This is a genomic window from Nocardia sp. NPDC052001, assembly GCF_040680615.1.
Taxonomy (GTDB): domain Bacteria; phylum Actinomycetota; class Actinomycetes; order Mycobacteriales; family Mycobacteriaceae; genus Nocardia.
In genome coordinates this window covers 614,840-636,039 of sequence record NZ_JBFAXC010000002.1, presented here as the reverse complement: position 1 = coordinate 636,039, position 21,200 = coordinate 614,840, and the positions used below count along the sequence as shown (strand labels likewise).

General features: G+C 68.6%; 12 protein-coding genes. 8 read left to right on the top strand and 4 right to left on the bottom strand.

Features of this window, described 5'->3' with window-relative positions; all coding sequences use genetic code 11:
• Positions 1-203 precede the first annotated feature (203 nt).
• From AB0L82_RS11205 to AB0L82_RS11180, 6 genes are all read left to right on the top strand, one after another.
• The gene (locus AB0L82_RS11205; RefSeq protein WP_364633890.1) at positions 204-1,343 is read left to right on the top strand and encodes an XRE family transcriptional regulator; all 1,140 of its coding nucleotides are present in this window, start codon (positions 204-206) and stop codon (positions 1,341-1,343) included.
• Positions 1,344-1,476: 133 nt separating this feature from the next.
• On the top strand, positions 1,477-2,250 hold the full coding sequence (locus tag AB0L82_RS11200; protein ID WP_364633888.1) for a DUF2127 domain-containing protein: 774 nt from the start codon (positions 1,477-1,479) through the stop codon (positions 2,248-2,250).
• A gap of 327 nt (positions 2,251-2,577) precedes the next feature.
• On the top strand, positions 2,578-4,191 hold the full coding sequence (locus tag AB0L82_RS11195; RefSeq protein ID WP_364635991.1) for a TIGR02677 family protein: 1,614 nt from the start codon (positions 2,578-2,580) through the stop codon (positions 4,189-4,191).
• The gene (locus tag AB0L82_RS11190; protein WP_364633887.1) at positions 4,191-5,741 is read left to right on the top strand and encodes a TIGR02678 family protein; all 1,551 of its coding nucleotides are present in this window, start codon (positions 4,191-4,193) and stop codon (positions 5,739-5,741) included. The genes AB0L82_RS11195 and AB0L82_RS11190 overlap by 1 nt, the downstream gene beginning before the upstream one ends.
• Positions 5,741-10,339: an SbcC/MukB-like Walker B domain-containing protein gene (locus AB0L82_RS11185; RefSeq protein WP_364633885.1), complete on the top strand. Its 4,599-nt coding sequence runs from the start codon at positions 5,741-5,743 to the stop codon at positions 10,337-10,339. The genes AB0L82_RS11190 and AB0L82_RS11185 overlap by 1 nt, the downstream gene beginning before the upstream one ends.
• Positions 10,340-10,692: 353 nt before the next feature.
• Positions 10,693-11,871: a hypothetical protein gene (locus tag AB0L82_RS11180; protein ID WP_364633883.1), complete on the top strand. Its 1,179-nt coding sequence runs from the start codon at positions 10,693-10,695 to the stop codon at positions 11,869-11,871.
• Positions 11,872-12,041: 170 nt separating this feature from the next.
• Here AB0L82_RS11180 and AB0L82_RS11175 read toward each other — a convergent pair whose 3' ends face one another.
• Positions 12,042-13,430 carry a metallophosphoesterase gene (locus AB0L82_RS11175; protein ID WP_364633881.1) on the bottom strand — a complete coding sequence of 463 codons (1,389 nt, stop codon included), beginning with the start codon at positions 13,428-13,430 and terminating at the stop codon, positions 12,042-12,044.
• A gap of 298 nt (positions 13,431-13,728) precedes the next feature.
• On the opposite strand from AB0L82_RS11175, the gene AB0L82_RS11170 reads away from it, so the two are divergent.
• Together AB0L82_RS11170 and AB0L82_RS11165 are read left to right on the top strand one after the other, a co-directional pair.
• The gene (locus AB0L82_RS11170) at positions 13,729-14,415 is read left to right on the top strand and encodes a VWA domain-containing protein (RefSeq protein WP_364633879.1); all 687 of its coding nucleotides are present in this window, start codon (positions 13,729-13,731) and stop codon (positions 14,413-14,415) included.
• Between the two features lie 92 nt (positions 14,416-14,507).
• Positions 14,508-18,350, top strand: a complete 3,843-nt coding sequence (locus AB0L82_RS11165) for a hypothetical protein (RefSeq protein ID WP_364633877.1) — start codon at positions 14,508-14,510, stop codon at positions 18,348-18,350.
• Positions 18,351-18,373: 23 nt separating this feature from the next.
• Here the strand turns inward: AB0L82_RS11165 and AB0L82_RS11160 are convergent, their stop codons facing one another.
• From AB0L82_RS11160 to AB0L82_RS11150, 3 genes are all read right to left on the bottom strand, one after another.
• Positions 18,374-18,652: a hypothetical protein gene (locus tag AB0L82_RS11160; RefSeq protein ID WP_364633875.1), complete on the bottom strand. Its 279-nt coding sequence runs from the start codon at positions 18,650-18,652 to the stop codon at positions 18,374-18,376.
• A gap of 99 nt (positions 18,653-18,751) precedes the next feature.
• On the bottom strand, positions 18,752-19,174 hold the full coding sequence (locus AB0L82_RS11155) for a M15 family metallopeptidase (protein ID WP_364635988.1): 423 nt from the start codon (positions 19,172-19,174) through the stop codon (positions 18,752-18,754).
• Positions 19,175-19,425: 251 nt separating this feature from the next.
• Entirely contained in the window at positions 19,426-21,102 is a 1,677-nt protein-coding gene (locus tag AB0L82_RS11150; protein ID WP_364633873.1) for a fumarate hydratase, read from the bottom strand.
• Between the last annotated feature and the right edge of the window lie 98 nt (positions 21,103-21,200).

Genomic DNA, 21,200 nt, shown 5'->3' with positions numbered 1-21,200 from the left:
CCCGAAACCAGCATGGTGTATTCGCGAATGCAATTGCAGATGTCAACCCACTGACATCTACATGCCCTATCCGGGTCCATCCAGCGTTAACCAGTGGGATACTACAGAGTGTGTCCGCTGGCGATGATCGACCTGTCTGGGCTGTCCGAATGCGCGCCGAACGCGATGCTCGGGGGTGGTCACAAGCCGATGCCGTGCGCACCATGCGGAGCAAATCGAGCCACAATCTGCCAACCGACAGCACACTTCTGCGCAACTGGCGGCGCTGGGAATCCGGGGAGTCCCGGCCCGATGATTTCTACGCCCCGATAATCGCGGCGGCGTTCGACACCGTCACGGCCGCATTCTTTCCCAAGGCCCGGCCCAATCGCGATGACGAGTTGCTCTCGGCGACCGGGATGGACACCCTCGAGTTCATCGGGCGGCTCCGCATGTCCGATGTCTCCTCGGCGACCTTGGACGCCATTCGCATCACCGCGGATCGGCTGTGTTCGGAGTATCCGTGCGCGGATCCGCATGAACTGCATACCGAGGGCACCGCCTGGCTGCGGCGCATCACCTCGCTGCTGGACGGGCGACTCACGCTGGCACAGCATCGCGAGGTGCTGGTGCTCGCGGGATGGGTTGCCCTACTGGTCGGTTGCGTGGATTACGACCTGGGCTGGCGCACCGCCGCCGAGGCCACCCGCCGGGCCGCGGTATCGCTGGGCCAGGAGGCCGAACACGTCGAAATCATCGGCTGGGGAGCCGAAATGGCGTCCTGGTTCGCGCTCACCCAGGCGAACTATCGTGGGGCGATCGAGACCGCGGAGGCCGCGCACGCGAGCACCGGGCGACTCGGGGTCGGGGTGCAATTGTGCGCGCAGCGCGCCAAGGCGTGGGCCCGGCTGGGTGATCGCCGCGAGGTGGAAGCCGCACTCGCGCAGGGCCGTTCGATACTGGACGGATTGGACCATCCGGCCAATCTGGACAATCACTTCGTCGTCGATCCGCAGAAGTTCGACTTCTACGCCATGGACTGCTGTCGTGTCGCCGGTGACGATCGCCTCGCCGAAAGCTATGCGCGCCAGGTCATCCTGTCCGCCACCCGCCCCGACGGCACCATCCGCAAACCCATGCGGGTCTCCGAGGCGCACCTGACCCTGGCCGTCGTCGCGGTCCGCGACCGCAACCTCGAACTCGCCCTCGACGAGGGTATGCGCGCCTTCACCGGCAAACGCCGCTCCCTACCCTCCCTGATGTGGATCGCCGGTGAGACCGCCCGCGAAATGATCCAGCGCTTCCCGAGCGATCCCCGCACCCGCACCTACCTCGATCAGCTGAGAGCCCTAGCGGCAGGCTGAGGCTGAGTCTCAGTGCCGGCCGCGCGCGTTCGGGGCGAAGGCTGAGTGCCCGCGGCGGGCGTTCGAGGCGAAGGCCGGGTGTGCACGGCGGCGTTCGGGGCGAGCGCCGGGTGTTCCGGTTACGCTCCAGCCCATGGACTTCAGTCTGTGGACCTGCGCTACCCGCGGGCATGAGACCTACGCGCCCGATGAACCCGAGCTAGCCGCCCGACTGCATGTGACAACGCCCGCCGGGGAGTCGTGGCGTTGCCTGCGCTGCGGTGATTTCGTGCCCGGTGAGCCGCGCCGCACGGGTCCGGCCGATAACGCGCCGGAGGTGCCGCGCGGACATCTGCTGCGGGACCGGATCATCATGCGCTTGCTGGCCGCCGAGCGGGTGCTGCGGGCACTGGTGCTGATTCTGGTGGGCGCGGGCGTACTGAAACTACGCGGCTCACAGGAACATTGGCGAGACAAGTGGGGCGAGGAGCTGCCGCTGATCCGCCAGCTGGCCGACCAGATCGGCTGGGACCCGGACCATTCCAAGATCGTGCACTGGATCGATACCGCCTTCACGCTCTCCCCCACCACGCTGACCTGGGTGGCCGTGGGCATATTCGCCTACGCCGCAATCCAACTCACCGAGGCGGTCGGCCTGTGGCTGGTCAAGCGCTGGGGTGAATACTTCGCCGTCATCGCCACCAGCCTCTTCCTGCCGTTCGAAATCTACGAACTCACCGAGAAGGTGACCGTCATCCGCGCGGGCGCCCTGCTCATCAACCTCGCCGCGGTCATCTGGCTGCTCTGGAGCAAGCGCCTGTTCGGCCTCAATGGCGGTGCGAAGGCGTATTACGCCGAACACCACACCGAAAGTCTGCTGACAGTGGAGCGTTCGGCGGTAGCGGCCGACGCCGCCGGGACCACGTAGGGTCCGCGCACACCGGAGGAAGCGATCACCGGGAACTCACGGGCCGAACACGCGCGATCGCGACGGCCGGGTCCCGGTGATCACTCGTGTGGGCCTCGGGTGACTGCGTGCCCCGGATGACCGGGAGCGCGCCGCAGGCGCCGAGTGACCTCCGGCCGGTCCACCGCCGTCATCGGGCGGAAACCGGGTGTGGGCGCGCCGACACCCGCCGCAATGCCAGACCGGTCGGTGGGCGGTACTAACCTTCCTTCGGTGACCGAAGCCGCTGACGGATTGCTGCCCGACCCCGGAGGGGCCGGCGTGGAGGAGTTCGCGCATGCCGAGCGGCTGCGGTTGTTCTCCTTCGCAACGGCTGAGAAGCGGGGCGACTACCTGTGGGTTTTGCGTGCTTTCGATATGGCGCGCGGAGCCTATGTGGTGCTGTTGCACGCGTCCGACGTCGTGGAGACGCTCAATCGTTGCCCCGGTGGGCCGCGGCTGACCCCCACCGAGGTGGGGCCGCTGCTGGAGCAGCTGCATCAGTGGGGGGTGCTGGAGCGCAGCTATGACGGGACGCGGGCGGCGACGCTGGCGGAGTACCGGAATCGGCATTTCGTGTACCAGTTCTCGCAGGCCGGATTTCAGGCATATCGGGCAGTGTCGGAGGTACTGGAAGCGCGGCTCGATGAGGCGTCGCTCTCACGACTGGTGCTGCCCGAATTACTCGCGGATCTGCACACCCTCGCGGAGGCGAATCGAAGCGGCGACGCACCTCGGGTGTACCGGGTGCTGAATCGACTCGATCGGGCACTGTCGGATCTGGCGGATCGGGCGGCGCATTTCTATCTCACGCTCGGTGATCTGGTGCGGACCACCGAGGCCACCCCGGAAGCCTTCCTGGCGCATAAGGACGCGCTGCTGGCACATATGCGCGAGTTCTCCATGGACCTGGCACGGTTCGCGCCCCGGCTGGCCGCGGCCATTCGCGAGGTGGAGGAGACCGGGGCCGAGGAGCTCATCGAACGGGCCGCTCGCTGTGACGAGCGGGTTCTGCTCAATACCGCTGAGCGCGAGGCGGATTGGCGGGCGCGCTGGCAGGGCCTGCGGGCGTGGTTCATCGGTGACGGCACCGAGGGCGGACTCACCGAATGTGAACGGCTGCGCGAGGCGACCATGAGCGCCATCGCCGCGGTGCTGTCGCTGTTGCGGCGGGTCACCGAGACCCGCAAGGGCGGGGTGAGCCGGGAATCGGCGCTGCGTCATCTGGCGGGCTGGTTCACCGCGGCTCCCAGCGCGGATGCCGCGCACGCGCTGTTCGATGCCGTCTTCGGGCTCGGCAGGCCCCGGCATCTGGCCATGCACCACCCCGACGCCGATATCATTCCGGCGATCCGATCCTGGTGGGACGCACCGCCGTTGGAGATCGCCCGCACCCTCGCCGAAACCGGCCGGCCGCCGACGCCCGGCGCTCCGGCACGCCTGCAACGCAATGACGCGGGCATCCGCCGGCTGCGCGAGGCGCAACTCGACGCCCAGCGCGCCCGCTCCCAGGCCGCGCGCTCGCTGGCCGCCGCCGACGTCCACGACCGTGAACTCGACGAACGCGAAACCGAGGTCCTGCTCCGCCTCATCGACGCCGCCTCCACCGCCTGGGTGCCGGTCAGCGGACGCGTCTCGGGCACAACGGGATCCGATAGCGGCGTCACCCTCACCGTCTCCGAGCACGAGGGTTCCACGGTGGTGCGCACCTCGCGCGGGCTCCTGCACCTGAACAACCGCAAACTCCAGGTGCGTGAGACGGCGTCCACGCGCAAGAGCAAAGTCGTGGCCGCGCACGCCGCCAACCGCACATCGACCGGCGGTGGATCAGAGCCCGGTGCCCACACCGCAACCGGTGGCGGCGCGAGTGACGGCTCAGGGGATTCGCAGGCCGTGAACGGTTCCGGGGAGGGAGTGGGCTGATGCATGCGCGGACTATCGATTCGCTGGCGCTGGACAACTATCAGCGGGCGGCTCGGGTGGTGCTGGCGAACCATCTGATCACCCGGAGCTATCCGGATCGGATTGCGCTGCCGTTGATTCGGCGGTGGGCGACCGAGTTGCGCGAGGATCTGGCGGAGCTGTTCGGGTATCGGCTGGAGGTCACCGAATCCACGGCTCGGCTGTTCCCGGTGCTGGACAGCCTCGATGCGGGGCGGCCCGCGCGCACAGCGGCGGATCGGCTGTTCGATCGGCGGCGGTACGCCTATCTGGCGCTGGCACTGGCGGCGCTGGGGCGAGCCGGTGATCAGATTACGCTGTCGGAGTTGGCGGATCAGGTGGCCTCGTACACCGAGCGGGTGGACGGGCTCGATCTGGCGGCGGACCGGGCCGGGGATCGCGACGCGTTCGTCGATGCCGTCGGCTGGCTGGCGGCGCGCGGTGCGGTCACCCTCGCCGACGGTGATGCCGGAGGCTGGGCGAGCGATCCCGAAGCGGGCGAGGCGCTTTACGATATCGACCGATCCGTGGTGTTCGCGCTGTTCCGGCCGCCGCGCGCGCTACAGCATCTGCAGAGCGTGACCGGACTGCTGGGCGAGGAAGCCGGTGGCGGTGATACCCGCTCCCCCGCAATGGCTTTGGCATCGCGTGCGGTGCGGCGGGCGCTGGTGGAGCAGCCGGTCGTCTATGCCGACGATCTGACGGAGCCGCATCGGTCGCTGCTCGCGCAGGAGAAACTCGTGCACGAGGTCGAGCTGGTCACCGGCCTCAAGGCCGAGCGGCGCGCGGAGGGCGTTGCGCTGATCGACAGTTCGGGGCGACTGTCCGATGTGCGGTTCCCGGGTACGGGCACGCTCGCACAGGTCGCGCTGCTGCTGGCCGGTGAGATCGCCGACCTCGTATTGGATCTCGACAATCCCGTCGCGCGCATCCCCCGGCCCGAACGCCCGCGCGCCGACCTGGCGGACCAGCTCGATACCGCCATTCCGGTCACCACGGTATTCGCGCCGCTCGCCGACACCGTGGATATCTTTGCCGCCGAACAGGATTCGGACGACGAGGACGCCGAGCCCGAGATCCCGGACTATCCGTTCATCGAATCGGGCTGGATTCGCGATACCGTGCGCATGCTCACCGGCCGCTACGGCGCGACCTTCGCCGCCCAATGGCAGGCCGATGTCCCGGGACTCACCGTCGAGGTGGTCGGACTGCTGGAGCGACTGCGCCTGATCGAACGGGTCGACACCACCGCATCAGGCTCGCCCGCCTCGGACGACCTCGGTTCCGGCCTGCTCATCCTGCCCGCCCTGGCCCGCTATCGCGGTGCCATCGTCACCATCCGCACCCGCGCGGAAACCGAATTGTTCATCTCACCAACCGATGTCGGCGCGGACAGCACCGCCACGACGCAGCTCGATTCGTCGGGCGCGGGCACCTCCGCGGCTCCGCACCTCGATGGGCCGGAGGAAGACACTCGTGCGGCCGCGGACAATTCCGAGCTTGTCGCTACAGAGAAGGGATCCGGGAGCTGATGGGCGACCTCATTCACGGTGGAGTCCGCTTCGTCCCCAGTCGCGCGGGCATCGTCAACCTGTGGGACTACCGGGATCAGGAGTTCTGTTTCGCCGATGGGCGATTGGTGCTGCGCGGGCCGAACGGGTCGGGTAAGACCAAGGCGCTCGAGGTGCTGTTCCCGTTCGTGCTGGATGGGCGGATCGAACCGCGGCGGTTGAATCCGTTCGCGGGAGAAGAGCGCACCATGAAGTCGAATCTGCTGTACCGCAAGCAGGAGTCGGCGTATTCGTACGTGTGGATGGAGTTCGCGCGCGGCTCCTGGTCCGATCCGGAGACGGTGACCGTCGGCATCGGTATGCGCGCCACCCGCTCCTCGGACAAGGTGACGCGCTGGTACTTCGTCGCCGACGGCCGGGTGGGCGTGGACTTCTCGCTGCTCGGACCCGATGATCGCCCGCTCACCCGCAAACAGCTGGCCGAGCAGATCGGCGGCGACGCCATCGTGGATCGGCCGGTGGAGTATCGCGCCGCCATCGACGCCCGCATGTTCGGGCTCGGGCAGCAGCGGTACGACCAGCTCATCAATCTGATTCTGACGTTGCGCCGCCCGCAGCTGGCCAAGAACCTGGATCCGCGCGGGCTCTCGCAGGCGCTCACCGACGGTTTGCGGCCGCTCGACGAACAGCTGATCCTGGACGCGGCGCGCTCGTTCAGCGATATGGAGGAGGTCGGGCGCACCCTGGAGGGCCTGATCCAGGCCGATTCCGCGACCAAGGCCTTCGTCGGCGTGTACCGCAAATACCTTGCGGTACAGGCGAAGACCGATATCGATCAGGTGCGGGTGCGCCTGGACGCGGTGACGCACGCCAGTACCGCCCTGCACGCGGCCGCCGCGCTGCGCCGGCGCCGGGAAACCGATCGCGCCGCCGCCGAGACCCGCGCCGAGGATTCCGATCGCGCCTATGAGCAGGCGCTCTCCGATCGCGAAACCCTGCAGCGTTCCAGCGCTTACGAGGGCAAACAGCAGCTCGACGATCTCGCCGACGCCGTGCGCCGCCTGGAAACCTCCTCCGGCGTGCACCGCGATAAGGCGCTCAAGGCCCGCCAGACCGTGGATCAGCGCGCTCAGGAATCCGAGCGCGCCACCGCCGCCGTCCAGCACGCCTCCTCCGCGCTGGCTCGCGGTGAGGACGAATTGCGTTCCGCCGCCGAGGAAGCGGGCATCCCCTGGACCTCACTCCCCGAGCAGGCCCGCGCCGATCACCTCACCACCACCGTCCGCAGTCACGCCGAGGAGCGCGACGCCGACGTCCGCGCCGTGCGCCGCGCCCTGACCATGGTCGACGCCGCCGTCACCGAACGCACCCGCGCCGAACGAGCCACCCAGCGCGCCACCGAACTCCGCGAAGCCGCCGCCGCCGAACTCGCCCAGGCCGAGGCCGCGGTAACCCTGGCTCGCTCCAACACCGCCATCTCCCTGCGCGATTGGTGGGACGAGCACCGCGAGGTCTACACCCCCATCCGCGAGGGCCTGTTCGAAGCCCTCAACGACGCCCTCGCCGCCGCGGGCACCGAAAACCCGTCCCCGCAGCGCCACAACGCGGCGGCGGGCATGCTCGGCACGGCGGGCAAGGCCCGCAAACGCAAGGGTGACACCGTCGACCTCGCTGCACCGGACGCGACGAAAGGCTTGTCCGGCCAACGGGACAACGATGCCCTCCACCGAGTCGACGGTGCTTCGGCCACCTCGATTTCGGCCACGGGATCGGGCACGCGCGCCATCCCGGGAACCGCCTTCCACGCCGACACGGAAGACGGCCCGATCCTCGCCACCCCGGCCGAAGTGCTGGCCGAGCGCACCGAACCTCTCACCGAGGAAATTCGCGGCCGCCGCCAGGAAGCCAAGTCGCGTGCCGCACAGGCAAAGGCGCGGGCGGCGGAATTGCGTAGCGAGCGTGAGCAGGTCGCGGCCGAACGTGACGATGCGCCGAAGGCATTCACCGCACGCACGGATGTGCGCGGCGAGCACGCGGGCGCGCCGCTGTGGCGGCTGGTTCGCTTCGCCGATCATGTCGGTCCCGAAGCGGCCGCTGGAATCGAGGCGGCGCTCCAGGCCGCGAACCTGCTGGACGGCTGGGTATGCGCCGATGCCACCCTGCCGCCTCACGCCTCCGACCAATTCCTGGTGCCGCTGCCCAAGGCCCAGCGCCCGAGCGGTCGCACCCTCGCCGATGTGCTTGTGGTGGAGGACGATTCCGACGCCCTCATCGTGCCTCGTCAAACGGTGGCCGATGTGCTGGCCTCCATCGCCCTGCACGAATCGCCGACCACGAGCAAGGCCACAGGCTCGAAGGCCACCAGGGTCACGACCGAGACCACTACTTCCGCAACGGGCGAGAACGCGATCGTAGCGGCTGTCTCGGGCGGCGCTGCCGGACATACCGGCATCTCCTCCCCCGGTGGTGCCGCCGCACTCCCCGCCGCCAATTCGGTTGCCGGATCCGCCGATTCGCTCGCCATTGCCACCGATGGCTGCTTCCGGCAGGGCGTGCAGGTCGGACGGCATGTCAAGGCGGATGCGGAGTTCATCGGGACCACCGCGCGCGCTCGGCGGCGGGAGCTGCGACTGGCGGAGTTGGCCGCGGCCATCGAAGCCGCCGAGGTCGCCGTGCAGGAGGCGCTGGAGCAGGAGGAGGCCGCCACCGCTGAGTTGGGGCGGGTGTCGGCCGCCGCCAAGGCTTTGCCGCGCACGACGGCGGTAACCGGTGCGCTGCGGGCGGTTTCGGAGGCGGCGGGGATGTTGCGGTCGCGGTCCGAGGCGGCGGCGCAGGCGGAGCGGGATCTGGATCAGGCGGTCGGTGAATACGGCGCCGCTGATAAGAAGGTCCGGGCTATCGCGGCCGAGCACAAGGCACCGCGCGATCCGGCCGAGTTGGACGCATTGGCGGCGGCGGTACGGCATTTCGAGAACGCGGGCACCGCGCTGTTGCGGCTGCGCGGGGACTACCAGCGCGAGAACGAACGCTCCCGCGAGGCCGGGGATCGGCTGGACGAGGCCACCGATCTGGCGGAGGCGTTCGCCGAGGAGGCCGAGGCGGCGCGCGGCGGGTACGAGGAGCAGCTGCGCAAACTGGAGACGCTGCGCGAGGCGCTCGGCGCGGGCGCGGCCGATATCGATCGGGAACTGGAGGCCGCGCGCGAGCGCATCGATGCCGCACGCGCGGAACAGAAGTCGGCCCGCAAGGCCGCGCACGAGGCGATCGAGGCCGTCGGCACCGCCGAGGGCGCGCATCGGGCCGCGCACGACACCCTGGGCACCGCGCTGACCGAATTGCTGGCCGATGTCCGGCATTTGGCCCCGTACGCCCGCCCGGACCTGCTGAGCCTGCTGGGCGCGCCGATCGAGAGCCGCTGGCCCAGCAGCGATGCGGCCTGGTCGACCCCCGAACAGCTGCTGTACCGCATCGAGAACGGTGATCCGGAACAGGAGCCCAAGGTGCTCCCGGACGAGGTCGCCGAACTGTTCGAGAACCTCGCCACCGCAACGGCTTCGGTGCGCGCCGGGGAGGCGACCCGCAAGTCCACGCGCAGCGCCGTCACCACCGCGCTGCAGGAGTTCGACGCCGCGCTCACCGCGGCCCGGCAGGATTACCGCCTGCACTGGGACGCGGCGGACGGGCTCACCGTGGTGCAGGTGCACGACGATCACGGCCTGTCGTCGCTGGCGGATTTCGCCGAGCGCATCGGCGGTGCGCGCCGGGATCAGGAATTGCTGCTCACCGATTCCGAGCGACGCATCCTGGAGGACGCGCTGCTCACCGGTCTGGCCCAGCAGATTCACGAACGCACCAGCGACGCACGCGATCTCATCACCCGCATGGGTATGGAGATGAAGCAGCGCCGCATGTCCTCGGGCAATACCATCGGCGTGCACTGGGTGCTGGCCGACAATCTGTCCGAGCCCGCGCGGGCGGTGTGCAAACTGCTCGACCGCGATTCCGCCGAACTGGGCCCGGACGATCTCGCCACCATCCGTGCGCATTTCGCGGCCGAGATCCGGGCCGCGCGCGCGAGCCATCCGGAGCGTTCGTTCCCGGAGATTCTGGCCGCCACGCTGGATTACCGCACCTGGCGGTCGTTCTCGTTCACCATCATCACCTCCGACGGCACCGAGGATCGGCTCACGGTGGCCAGGCACAGCGCGCTGTCCGGCGGTGAGCAGTCGGTATCGCTGCACCTGCCGCTGTTCGCGGCCGCGCACGTCATGCTGGATTCGGCGGATCCGCAGGCCCCGCGCCTGCTGGCGCTGGACGAGGCGTTCGCCGGTGTCGATGACAATGGTAAGAGCGAACTGCTGGGCCTGTCCGTGCAATTCGATCTCGACCTGTTCATGACCGGTTACGACCTGTGGATCACCTACGCGCATGTCCCGGGGTGCTCGCACTACGATCTCGCGCACTCCGCGGCCGAGAACACCGTCAGCGCAACGCTGCTGGTGTGGGACAGCGCCGATCTGCTGGCCGAACACGATGGCACCGATCTGACCGCCGCCCTGGGCTCCCCCAATCGGCGCCGGCTCCCGCACGGTGTGGAAGGCGCGATGGCGCTGCTCTGACGCACGCCGCCCGCGCGCGAATCACGGTCCGCGCGCGGGGCTTACGCGAAGTTCGCTCGTCATGACCGGTTTCGCACGGTTGCGGTGATCGTCACTCGAATCCCGTCCGCGCCGTGTCCAGAGGGCTGGACACGGCTACGGAACCGCCCTTCGGGGGGTGGTCCGAAACACCCCTGGTAAACAACCCGTGCACCACCGGATTACGCGTGTCGCGGCGCGCCACGCCGTAAGGATTGGTGTATCGGCAAATCAACAGTTTCGCCAATGGCGGTGTATCGACTAGAAATGTTTTCCGTGCCGATCCCTATCGAGTTCACCTGTCAGCCATCGAAACTCCCGGGACGGGGGACCCGATGACGATCGAACATCCGCTCGAGGACGAAGTCTCCGTCCTCGCGAAGCGGGTCGAGAAGGCCCGCGGACGCCTGGCCTACCAGTTCGACCCCGCCCTCACCGAAGCGCTCTCGGAGAACGAACTCCAGGCCGAGCGCGAGCTAGCCGAGCGCATTCGCGATGAAGATCGCGCCCAGCGCCTGAAGCAAGTCGAGGCCGCGGCCGCCACGGCTGACCGCGCCCGGCAGACCACCGAAGAAATCGAGAAGGCCGACATTCGGGACTTGCTGATGGCCCGCAAGGCGATTGCCGCGCAGCGGCGCGAATCCAGCCCGCACGCCAAGCTGGCTTCGCTGTACAAGCATCGCGCGTGGTCGCTGCGCGCGCTGGCGGGTGTGGTCGCCGCGGGCATGCTGTGGTCCGCGGTCAACGTGCAGCACAATATCGCTCCCGGTGGCGCGAAGGATCCGCTGTTCTGGTTCAGCTACCTGCTCGAAGGCATGATCAGCGTCTGCCTCGTGATCATCATGATCGGCACCAACAAGGTCGCCGAGTGGGGTGTCATCGACAGCACCAAGCAGGTCGTCGCGGCCGAGATGGCGCTGCTGGGCCTGACGGTCACGCTGAACACCTACCCCTACCTGAAAACCGGTAGCTGGTACGACGTCTCGGTGCACGCCATCGCACCGGTGATGATCGGCGTGGCGCTGCTCATCCACAATGCCGCCAGCGCCCGGTACGGTCTGGCCATCGTCCGCGCCACCGATCAGATCCGGGATCTCCCCGATCCGGCCGAGACGATTCGCCGCACCCTGCCGAGCATGGTGACCTGGCCGACCCGGCCCACCGGGCCCAGCGCCGCCCCGACCATGGCCGCGCCCACCCCGGCGCTGACCGCGGCTCCCGAGGCCGAGGCCGCACAGGTGGTGGAGAGCACCCCGGATCCGGTGCCGGTCAAACCGCAGCCCAAGCCCGCCCCGCGCAAGGAAGAGCGCACCTCGGCCACCAAATCGGCGAAAACCGCCGAGGCCGAGACGCATTCGGACATCAGCGACGGCGGTCCGCCACTGAACGTGTACGACACCGGTCAGTTCCGGATCGCGGAAACCCTCGAACAGGAACTCGCCGAACTCCAGGCCGCCCGCCGTCGCGCTCGCGCCGCGGCCCGCGCCCGCAATGGGGGAACCGACGTCGACTGATACCCGTACGGCACCCGCCACCGCCCGTAGCCAGCGCTGCGGGCGGTATCGGCGGTTTCACGGGTGATCATGCCGCGCCGGGTGATTCGGACGTCAGCGCAGCCGACCGAAGCACCCGGGCGCGATCGGCGCATCGGATCGCGAAGGGGCGAGTTCCCCCTCACGAGTGCTCAGCTCACCCCGGTGAGCCCCGAGAAGTCGCGCAGCACAACGTGATTGCGCGCGGCCAGACTGCCAAGCGCGTGATCGGGATGCAGTCCGAGGTACTGCCTGCGGGTGCGGGTGCTCCACCGTCGCGCCTGTTCCGAGCGCGTCTTGTAGAAGTTGGCCATATAGCCGCCCTCGTAGATCCGCAGCAGCAGGTACCCGCCCGGATACTCCTTGACCGCCGCCACTTCCAGGAATTCGACCGGAATGCCGGAATCGGCTCGGGTGACGCGGTTTCGGTGCGTATGCCCGCTGTGATGCAGGAAGACCCCCGGGGCCGAATGGTAGAGGGCGTGTAGTGCGGCCGCATTCGCCCTGTCGAGCACGAAACCCGGTCCGCCGGGGTTGCTGACCGCCGCGTGCGTCGTCACCGGGTGGTGGCCGAATACGAGCGTCGGCCGATCCGGTTCCGCGTGCAGCAGATCGCGCAGATGCGCCAGTTGCGGGAGGTCCAGGGTGCCCCCGCCGCCGCGCAGCCGCGTGGTGTCCAGCCCCACCAGACGCATTCCGCCCAAAGCGTATTCGCCGAGCTGCTGGTACGGATAGAACACCTCGCCCCAATGGTCCGGTTCGTCCTTGGGCGGCATATCGTGATTGCCGCGGCAGACGAAATAGTCGCGCCCCAGCTCACCCCAGGTGTCGAGTTGCGCGCGCACCGCCTCGGACTGCTCCCGCGTCCCGGAATCGGTCAGATCCCCCGCCGCGATGAGATGGTCCGCGCCCCGGCCGGTTTCGCGTAATTCCTCCAGCACCGCCCGGAGCATGAACTCCGGATAGTGCTCGATATCGATGAGCCCCTCGACCAGTCCGCCCGGCAGCAGTCCGCTGCGCGCCTCACCGTGATGCAGATCGTTCGCCAGCGCGATGGTGCGCAACAACCGTCCCGGCGGCGGCGTCAGCGTGCGGAAGGTGCCCGTCGATTCCGGAGCACCCGAACGCCGCGTCACCAGAGTGCGCGCGGGCACCGCCCGGCAGCTGTCCGAATACGCCTCGAACCGATACTCCCGGCCCGGCTCCAGCCCGGTGATCTCCGCGTAATGGAAAGCGGTGCGCCGAGTTTCGTGCAGGCGCACCGGCAGCGCCCGCAGACTGTCCGCCGGGCCGATCCGCACCTCGGTATCGGCGGGCGCGGGCTGCGACCGTCCCGCCCGATTCCGGCTGCGGGAGGTCCAGGTCAGAATCACGGACGTATCGGTGACGGTGACGACCTCCAGATCCGATACCGTCAGCGAATCGCGTTGTACCCGAGCCCCGTACCCGGCGAAGACCGGGCGCTGTGCCCGCACCGCCACCGCCGCGGCTCCCGTGGCGGCATTGGCCAGCCACAATGTTCGTAATCGCGGATCCAGCACGACCATCTCCGTCCGCCGCCGACTCCTATTACCCGACGGTACGGTTAACGATTGAACGCAGCTATGACCGCACATGACGGGTCAGCCGCCAGCTCAGGACATTTCTCCCGCACCCGCCCCATAACGGCGAATACGCGGTGATCATTCCGGTCCGGAATATCCGGCAAGCCCCCTGACCTGCGCACGAAGGCGCTCGCGAGGGAAAACGCCGGATCTGCGGCGCGCGGCGAATCTACCGTCGACGCAGTCCCAGACGCGTTGCCGCACCGCCGGTTTCGCCCGCCGAAAGGTGATCCCCATGGTGTCCGCCGCCGATCTCCCCGCGCGACCCGAGCCACCGGTACTGCCGGTATGCCTGCTGGTCGATGTCTCCGGTTCCATGTACGGACCGCCGATCGACGCGATGAATCGCATGCTGCCCGGCTTGCGGCACACCGTCCTCGCCGATCCGGTGGCGGGCACCCGGGTGCTGCTGTCCCTGATCGCCTTCGCGTCCGAGGCGCATACCGTACTGCCGCTGACCGAACTGCCGCGAGCGCGCATCCCATTCCTGCAGGCGGGCGGCGCGACCAATTTCCGGGCCGCGTTCCGGCAGGCGCGCACGACCATCACCGAGGGTATTCGCGTCCTGGACACCGGCATTCGCCATCAGCGGCCGGTGGTGTACTTCCTCGGCGACGGCGGCGATACCGGCGAGGATTGGCGACCGGACTGGGAACGGCTGACCGATCCGGCCGACCCCGAGGGAGCCGAGGTGGTGAGCTTCGGGATGGGCGCGGCCGACCGGCAGGCCATCGGCGCGGTCGCCACCCGGCACGCCTTCTTCGCCCGCGACCGCGATCCGGTCGTCGCCACCGGGGACATCCTGGCGGCCGTCGCCGCGAGCATCGTGCTGACCTGCGCGTCCGGCCACGATGCGACACCGGCGCTGACCGTCCCCACGACCACCGGATTGCTATCGCTGCCGGTGGATTCGGCCGTCTGAGGGCACCGCGCGGCATCGGCCCGCGATCCCGGTTCATACTCCTCGGGGCGGCAGAACGCCCGCAGCACAGCACGACAGGGAGTACGCCGCGCATGACCGATGAGACGGGGCCGCTATTCGGCGACGAACTACCGCGTGAGGTATTCGCACAGCAGCTGACCGGTCTCTGGCGGTACGCGGGCAATCCGACCCTGCAGACCGTCGCCGACGCCGCCAACCGGGTCATGCGATCGAGCCGGGGCGAGACCGCCAAACGGCTTACCGTGCAGCGCATCAGCGATTGGCGCAAGGGCCGCAATCTGCCCGCGGTCTTCGAATCGGTGCGGCCGGTGCTGTTCGTGCTCATCGAGATGACCAAGCAGAAATCCGAACCCGTCCCGGCCCAGCTGCTGGATCCTACGCGCTGGCGGCAACTCTGGGTGAGCGCGGTGTCCTGGACGCCCGTCTCGGATTGCCCCTATCGCGGACTGGAGTCCTATCGCACCGAGAACGCCGCACTGTTCTTCGGCCGCGATCGGGTATCGGCCGAACTCGTCGCGCTGGTGCGCAAGACAGGCGATGCGGGCGGCGGAATCGTCATCCTGGTCGGCGCTTCGGGCGCGGGTAAATCCTCGCTGCTCGCCGCCGGACTCATCCCCGGCCTCGGGTCCGAATGGACGATCCGCACCGGAACCCCGAGCGCCCCGCCCGCACCGGCGGACCTCCCGGCCGAGCGCGGCGCACTGATCATCGACCAGTTCGAGGAACTGTTCACCCAGTCCGCCGCCGCGGCCGAACAGCTCGAGTTCATCGAAACCCTCAGCCGCCAGGCCGATTCCGGAACGACCGTGGTGCTCGGACTGCGCGCCGACTTCTTCGCCCGCTGCCTGGAATACCCAGCGCTGGCCGACGCCCTCGGACAGCGCGCCTATGTGCTGGCGCCGATGCGGGCGGCCGAACTCACCGAGGCCATCACCAAACCCGCACGCGCGCACGGACTCAAGATCGAGGGCGGCCTGGTCGAATTGATCAGCGCCGAACTGCTCGGACTCGGCGGTCACGATGGTTCGGGCACCCTGCCGCTGCTGTCCCACGTCATGGCCGTCACCTGGCAACGCGGCGACGGAAATCGGCTCACCCTGGCGAGTTACCGGGCGGCGGGCGGTGTCGCCGGTTCGGTCGCCCAGACCGCGCAGGAGGCGTGGGCCCGGCTGGACGCGGCCGGACAGGAGGCCGCCAAATCCATCCTGCTGCGCCTGGTCACCGTCGGACAGGACACCCGCGATACCCGGCGGCACCTGCCGATCGCCGAATTGCTCACCCACACCGACCATCCCGACGCCGCGGCCGATGCGCTCGAACAGCTCGCCAGTGCCCGGCTCATCACCCTGGACTCCGACACCGCCGCGTTCACCCATGAGATCGTGATCGACGCCTGGCCCGAACTGCGCGGCTGGATCGATGCCGACCGGGACGGGCACCTCATCCGGCAGCGCGCCGAAACCGATGCGGCGGAATGGGTTTCCGCCGGACGCACGCGCGCGCTGCTGTATCGGGGCGATCGGCTCACCCGGGCGCGGGCGCACGGCCGGGCGGTGGCCGGGCAGACCGGCGAATTTCTGGGTGCCGCGATTCGCGCACGGCGACAGCGCATCTGGATGCAGGCCGGACTCGCGGGCACGCTGGCCGTCCTGCTCGTGGCGGCGCTGACCGGTTTCACCAATACCCGAATCGCCAACCGCGAGAAGGACGCCGGATTCTTCGCGAACGTGCTCAGCGAGGCGAGCCGGGTGCAGAGCAGCGATCCGACCCTCTCGGCCGAACTCGCCATCCTGGCCGCCGGGCTGAGACCGGACGATCTCGATGTGGCGTCCCGGCTGATCGGCACCCAGAGCCTGCCCGCCGTCGCCGCGTTCACCGCCGATACCGGACCGGTGTCGATGCTGGCGTACGCGGACGGGGATGTACTCGCGACCGCGGGGGCGGACCGATCCATCCGGCTCTGGAATACCGCGACTCCGGGCGCGGTCACAGCGGCCGGACCTGCGATCACCGATCACACCGGCACCGTGACCGCACTGGCCGCGCTCGGGACACTGCTGATCTCCGGCGGTGACGACCACACCGTGCGCATCCGCGATATCTCCGATCCGGCGCGATCGCGGGTATCTGCCGTCCTCGATACCGGCGCTCCGATCACGGCCCTGGCGCTGGCACACGACGGCCGCACCCTCGCGGTCGCCGATGAGCACGGGGCCGATCTGTACGACCTCACCGATCCCGCCCGCCCCGTACGCCTGCCGATCCGGTTCCCCGTCGACGGCAGGCTGACCACCCTCGGCTTCGTCAGCGATGACCGCACCCTGCTGACCGTCGATCGGGTCACGCCCAACGCCGCCGCGCAGACGCGCACCCTGCGGGCCTGGAATACCGCTCCGGCACAGGGTATTCCGAATAGCGCGGTGCTCGCGCAATCCGCCGATCTGCGGATGATGCCGAGCCCGGCGGGCAATCTCGTCGCCATCGCCGACGATCGCCCCGGCAGCGCGGCGGCGGTCGACAGCGAGGTGCGGCTCATCCGCGTCGACGGCGCCGATCGCACCACGCCGGTCGGCCCATCATTCGCCGCGTCCTCGGCCACCTATCTGCTCGGTATGGCCTTCAGCCCGGATGGGCGCACCCTGGCCACCTTGACCGCCTTCGGCACCGGACTGTGGAACCTCTCCGATCCGGCCCGTCCGGTGGCGCTGGGCCCACTGCTCACCGGCAATGCGGCCGCCTGTCCCCGAATACCGGCCGAACATCGCTGCACCGCGATCCCGGGTGCCCTGCGATTCAGCCATGACGGACGGGTGCTCGCCATCGGATTCGAGGACGGGGCCGTGCAGCAGTGGCTGGTGCCGCCCGCCGTGCTAGGCGGCCAAGCCGGTCAGGTACGACCGGTGATCAGCGCCGACGGCACCCGCATGCTGACCGTCGCGCCCGGTGCGGACGCGCATATCTGGGATACCCACGATCCGGCGGCCGTGCGATTGGCCGGGACCATCCCCACGCCCGATGTCCGGCTACCCGGTCTGGCGGTGACCACGCTGCCCTCGGTCAGCTCCGACGGTAGGTTCGCCGGTCTGGTCATGGACGGCGCGATGACGCTCGTCGATATCTCCGACCCCGCGAAACCGCTTGCGGGATATCGGTTTTCCAACGCCATCGGGCTGGGATTCGCCGTGGACCGGCCGCTGCTGCTCACGATATCGGCGACGCCGCCGAGCTTCCAGGCGTGGAATTACGCCGACCCCGCCCATCCGGTGCCGCTGGGATTGCCCGTGCAGGTGCAGATTTCGCCGAAGGTCGCCTCAACCGGCGTACAGGTGTCGATGACCCGGGACGGTGCGGTGATCGCGGCGCTGACCGACAAGCTGATGCTGTGGGACGCCGATATCCGGAAGCTGGGGCCGCCGCTGGGCGCAACCGGGGCCGACTGGTCCGGTGGCGGTTTGGGGCTCGCGGTCAGTCCCGATCATCGAATCGCCGTCGCGGCGGGCGATTTCGGCCTGGTGCGGCGCTGGGATATCAGCGATCCGGCGAAAATCGAACCGCTGGGCGAACCCTTCCGGGCCAGTGAGATCACCATTACCGCACTGGATCTCAGCGCGGACGGCCGCCTGCTCGCCACCGGCGGCACCGATTCCACCGTCCGGCTCTGGAATTTCGCCGATCCGGCGCATCCGGTGCCCTACGGCCAATCGCTGACCCCGCCGTCGGCCAGCCCCTGGCAGGTCGCCTTCCATCCGAAGGCGAACTACCTGTTCGGCGGCGGCGACAATGGCGCACTGCGGGTCTGGGATCTCGACCCGCGGCACGCCGTCACCCGCCTGTGCGCGCTCCTCGGCTCGCGGATAAACGCCGACCTCGCCGATCACTTTCCCGCACAACGGCTTCCCCGCCTCTGCGCGTGATATCGACTGCGTCCCGGTATTGTTCAGCGACCCGGGATCGGATGGTCGGCCGGGACCACCACCGCCGGCCGCGGCTGGGCGGGAGTGCCCGAGTGCTGGGCGTAGCCGAGCCAGCCGGTGCCCACGAAGATGGCCAGCAGCACGGCGGTGGGGAGTTCGAACAGCAGCCAGCCGGGGGCCATCACCGATTCGCGAGCGGTGGGGTACGGGGTGCGGACCGGATGGGTGAGGCGGTGGGCTCGAACGGGTGGGCGTTGCCTGCCGATGCTGCCGTGCCTCGTATGTTGCTGTTGCCGGACCACCCATTGCCTCCGTAGCTAGAAATGTGCCGAACCCCAGGATGCCGAATCAGCGGCGAGCGCACAGCGGTGAATGAGCGGACAACAGGGTGTCCGGTCTTTTCAGCGCATGCTCGCATTGGGTAGTCGTGCGGGGCAGGACATTCCGGGCACGGTGACCAACTCGAAGTGCCACCACTCATTGTCATAGGTCCTGCACAGGCCCCAGCGGTTGCCATTGTCCTCGAGCCATTGCGCGCCCGCGCGCGGGCCGACATCGATGGCCTGGCCGGAGACGTGCGTGGACTCCTCGGGCGGGAGCACCCACTGGCGGGCCGCCTCCGGACTGCCGTAGGTGCGAATTCCGTCCTCCCACATGGCCTGCTGTTCGGCGGGCGAGCGGTAGCCGGAGGTGATCCAGATGGTCACGCCCTCCTCGCGCGCCTGTGCGGCGGCCGAGGAGTACGCCGAGGCCAGCAGCGGATCCAGGCCCTCGGTTTCGGCGGAGATGGCCGAGGCGGACGGCAGCGGGGGTACGCCGAACACGTTCCCCGGCAGCGGACTCGCGGGCAGATCGATGATCTCCCCGGGCGCGGCGATCGCGGGAGCGGCATGCGCGGACGGCGATGCGGACGGCAGACCCGCGACGAACAGGCCCGCCCCCGCGATCAGCGAGACCGCGGCGGCTCTGCGGGTACCGCGGCTGATTGCCGGATTCGCCCGGTATGCAAGCTTTTCCGGCTCGCATACCGGATTGTCGTCGCGGCGCTCAGCGCGCATACGGCCCTCTTCCTCGTTCAGATTCGTTCCTTGGACCGCTCGCGGACACGCAGCGCGATCGGCTTGGAGGTTTCGGCAAAGAAGTCGTTGCCCTTGTCATCGACCACGATGAAGGCCGGGAAATCCTCGACCTCGATCTTCCAGACGGCTTCCATGCCGAGCTCAGGGTATTCGAGAACTTCGACGGATTTGATGCAGTCGAGGGCGAGTCGCGCCGCGGGTCCGCCGATCGAGCCGAGATAGAAGCCGCCGTGGGCGTTGCACGCCTTGGTGACCTGCGCGGAGCGATTGCCCTTGGCCAGCATGACATGTGAGCCACCCGCGGCCTGGAACTGATCGACGTAGGAGTCCATGCGACCGGCGGTGGTCGGGCCGAACGACCCCGAGGCGTACCCGTCGGGGGTCTTGGCCGGACCGGCGTAGTACACGGCCATATCGCGCATGTACTGCGGCATCGGCTCGCCCGCGTCCAGGCGCTCCTTGATCTTGGCGTGCGCGATATCGCGCGCCACGACCAGCGGGCCGGTCAGCGAAAGCCGGGTCTTCACAGGGTATTTGGACAGTTCGTCGCGGATCTCGGACATCGGCCGGTTCAGGTCGATCTCGACCACGTCACCGCCCAGGATGGCGTCGGTCTGCTCCGGAAGGTACTGCGCCGGTTCCCGCTCGAGCTGCTCCAGGAACACGCCCTCGGGGGTGATCTTGGCCAGCGCCTGGCGATCCGCCGAACAGGACACCGCGATGGCGACCGGCAGCGAGGCGCCGTGCCGGGGCAGGCGGATGACGCGCACGTCATGGCAGAAGTACTTACCGCCGAACTGCGCGCCGATGCCGAAGGACTGGGTCAGCTTGAAGACCTGCTCCTCGAGCTCCAGATCGCGGAAGCCGTGCGCGGACATCGAGCCCTCGGTCGGCATATTGTCCAGATAGTGCGCGGAGGCGTATTTAGCTGTCTTCAAAGCGAATTCGGCGCTGGTGCCGCCGATGACGACCGCCAGGTGGTACGGCGGGCAGGCCGCGGTGCCGAGCGAGCGGATCTTCTCGTCCAGGAATTCCAGCATGCGATCCGGGTTCAGGATCGCCTTGGTCTCCTGGAACAGGAAGGACTTGTTGGCCGAGCCGCCGCCCTTGGCCATGTACAGGAACTTGTACGAGGGCTTGGCGGGATCGCCTGCGGCCGAATACAACTCGACCTGCGCGGGCAGGTTGTTGCCGGTGTTCTTCTCATCCCACATATTGATGGGCGCGAGCTGGGAGTAGCGCAGGTTCAGCTTGGTGTAGGCGTCGAACACACCGCGCGAGATCCACTCCGCGTCATCCGCGCCGGTGAGCACGCCCTCGGACTTCTTGCCCATCACGATGGCGGTGCCGGTGTCCTGGCACATGGGCAGGATCCCGCCCGCGGAGATGTTCACGTTCTTGAGCAGGTCCAGCGCCACGAACCGGTCGTTACCGCTGGACTCCGGATCATCGATGATCTTGCGAAGCTGTGCCAGGTGCGCGGGCCGCAGATAGTGGCTGATGTCATGCATCGCCTCGGCGGTCAGCATGCGCAGCACCTCGGGCTCCACCTGCAGGAAGGTGCGCCCGTTCACCTCGAACGTGCTGACCCCCTCGGTCGTCAGCAACCGATACGGCGTCTCATCGGCACCGATCGGCAGCAGATCCGAATACAGGAAATCAGGCGCGGTCAAGGTTCGCACTCCTCGAGCAGGGCTGGGGGCTGTCCAGCCGACGGTTCAAGCACAGAGACTCTATCCAGCACCCCGACAAGCCCGGCAAGCAGGCGAAC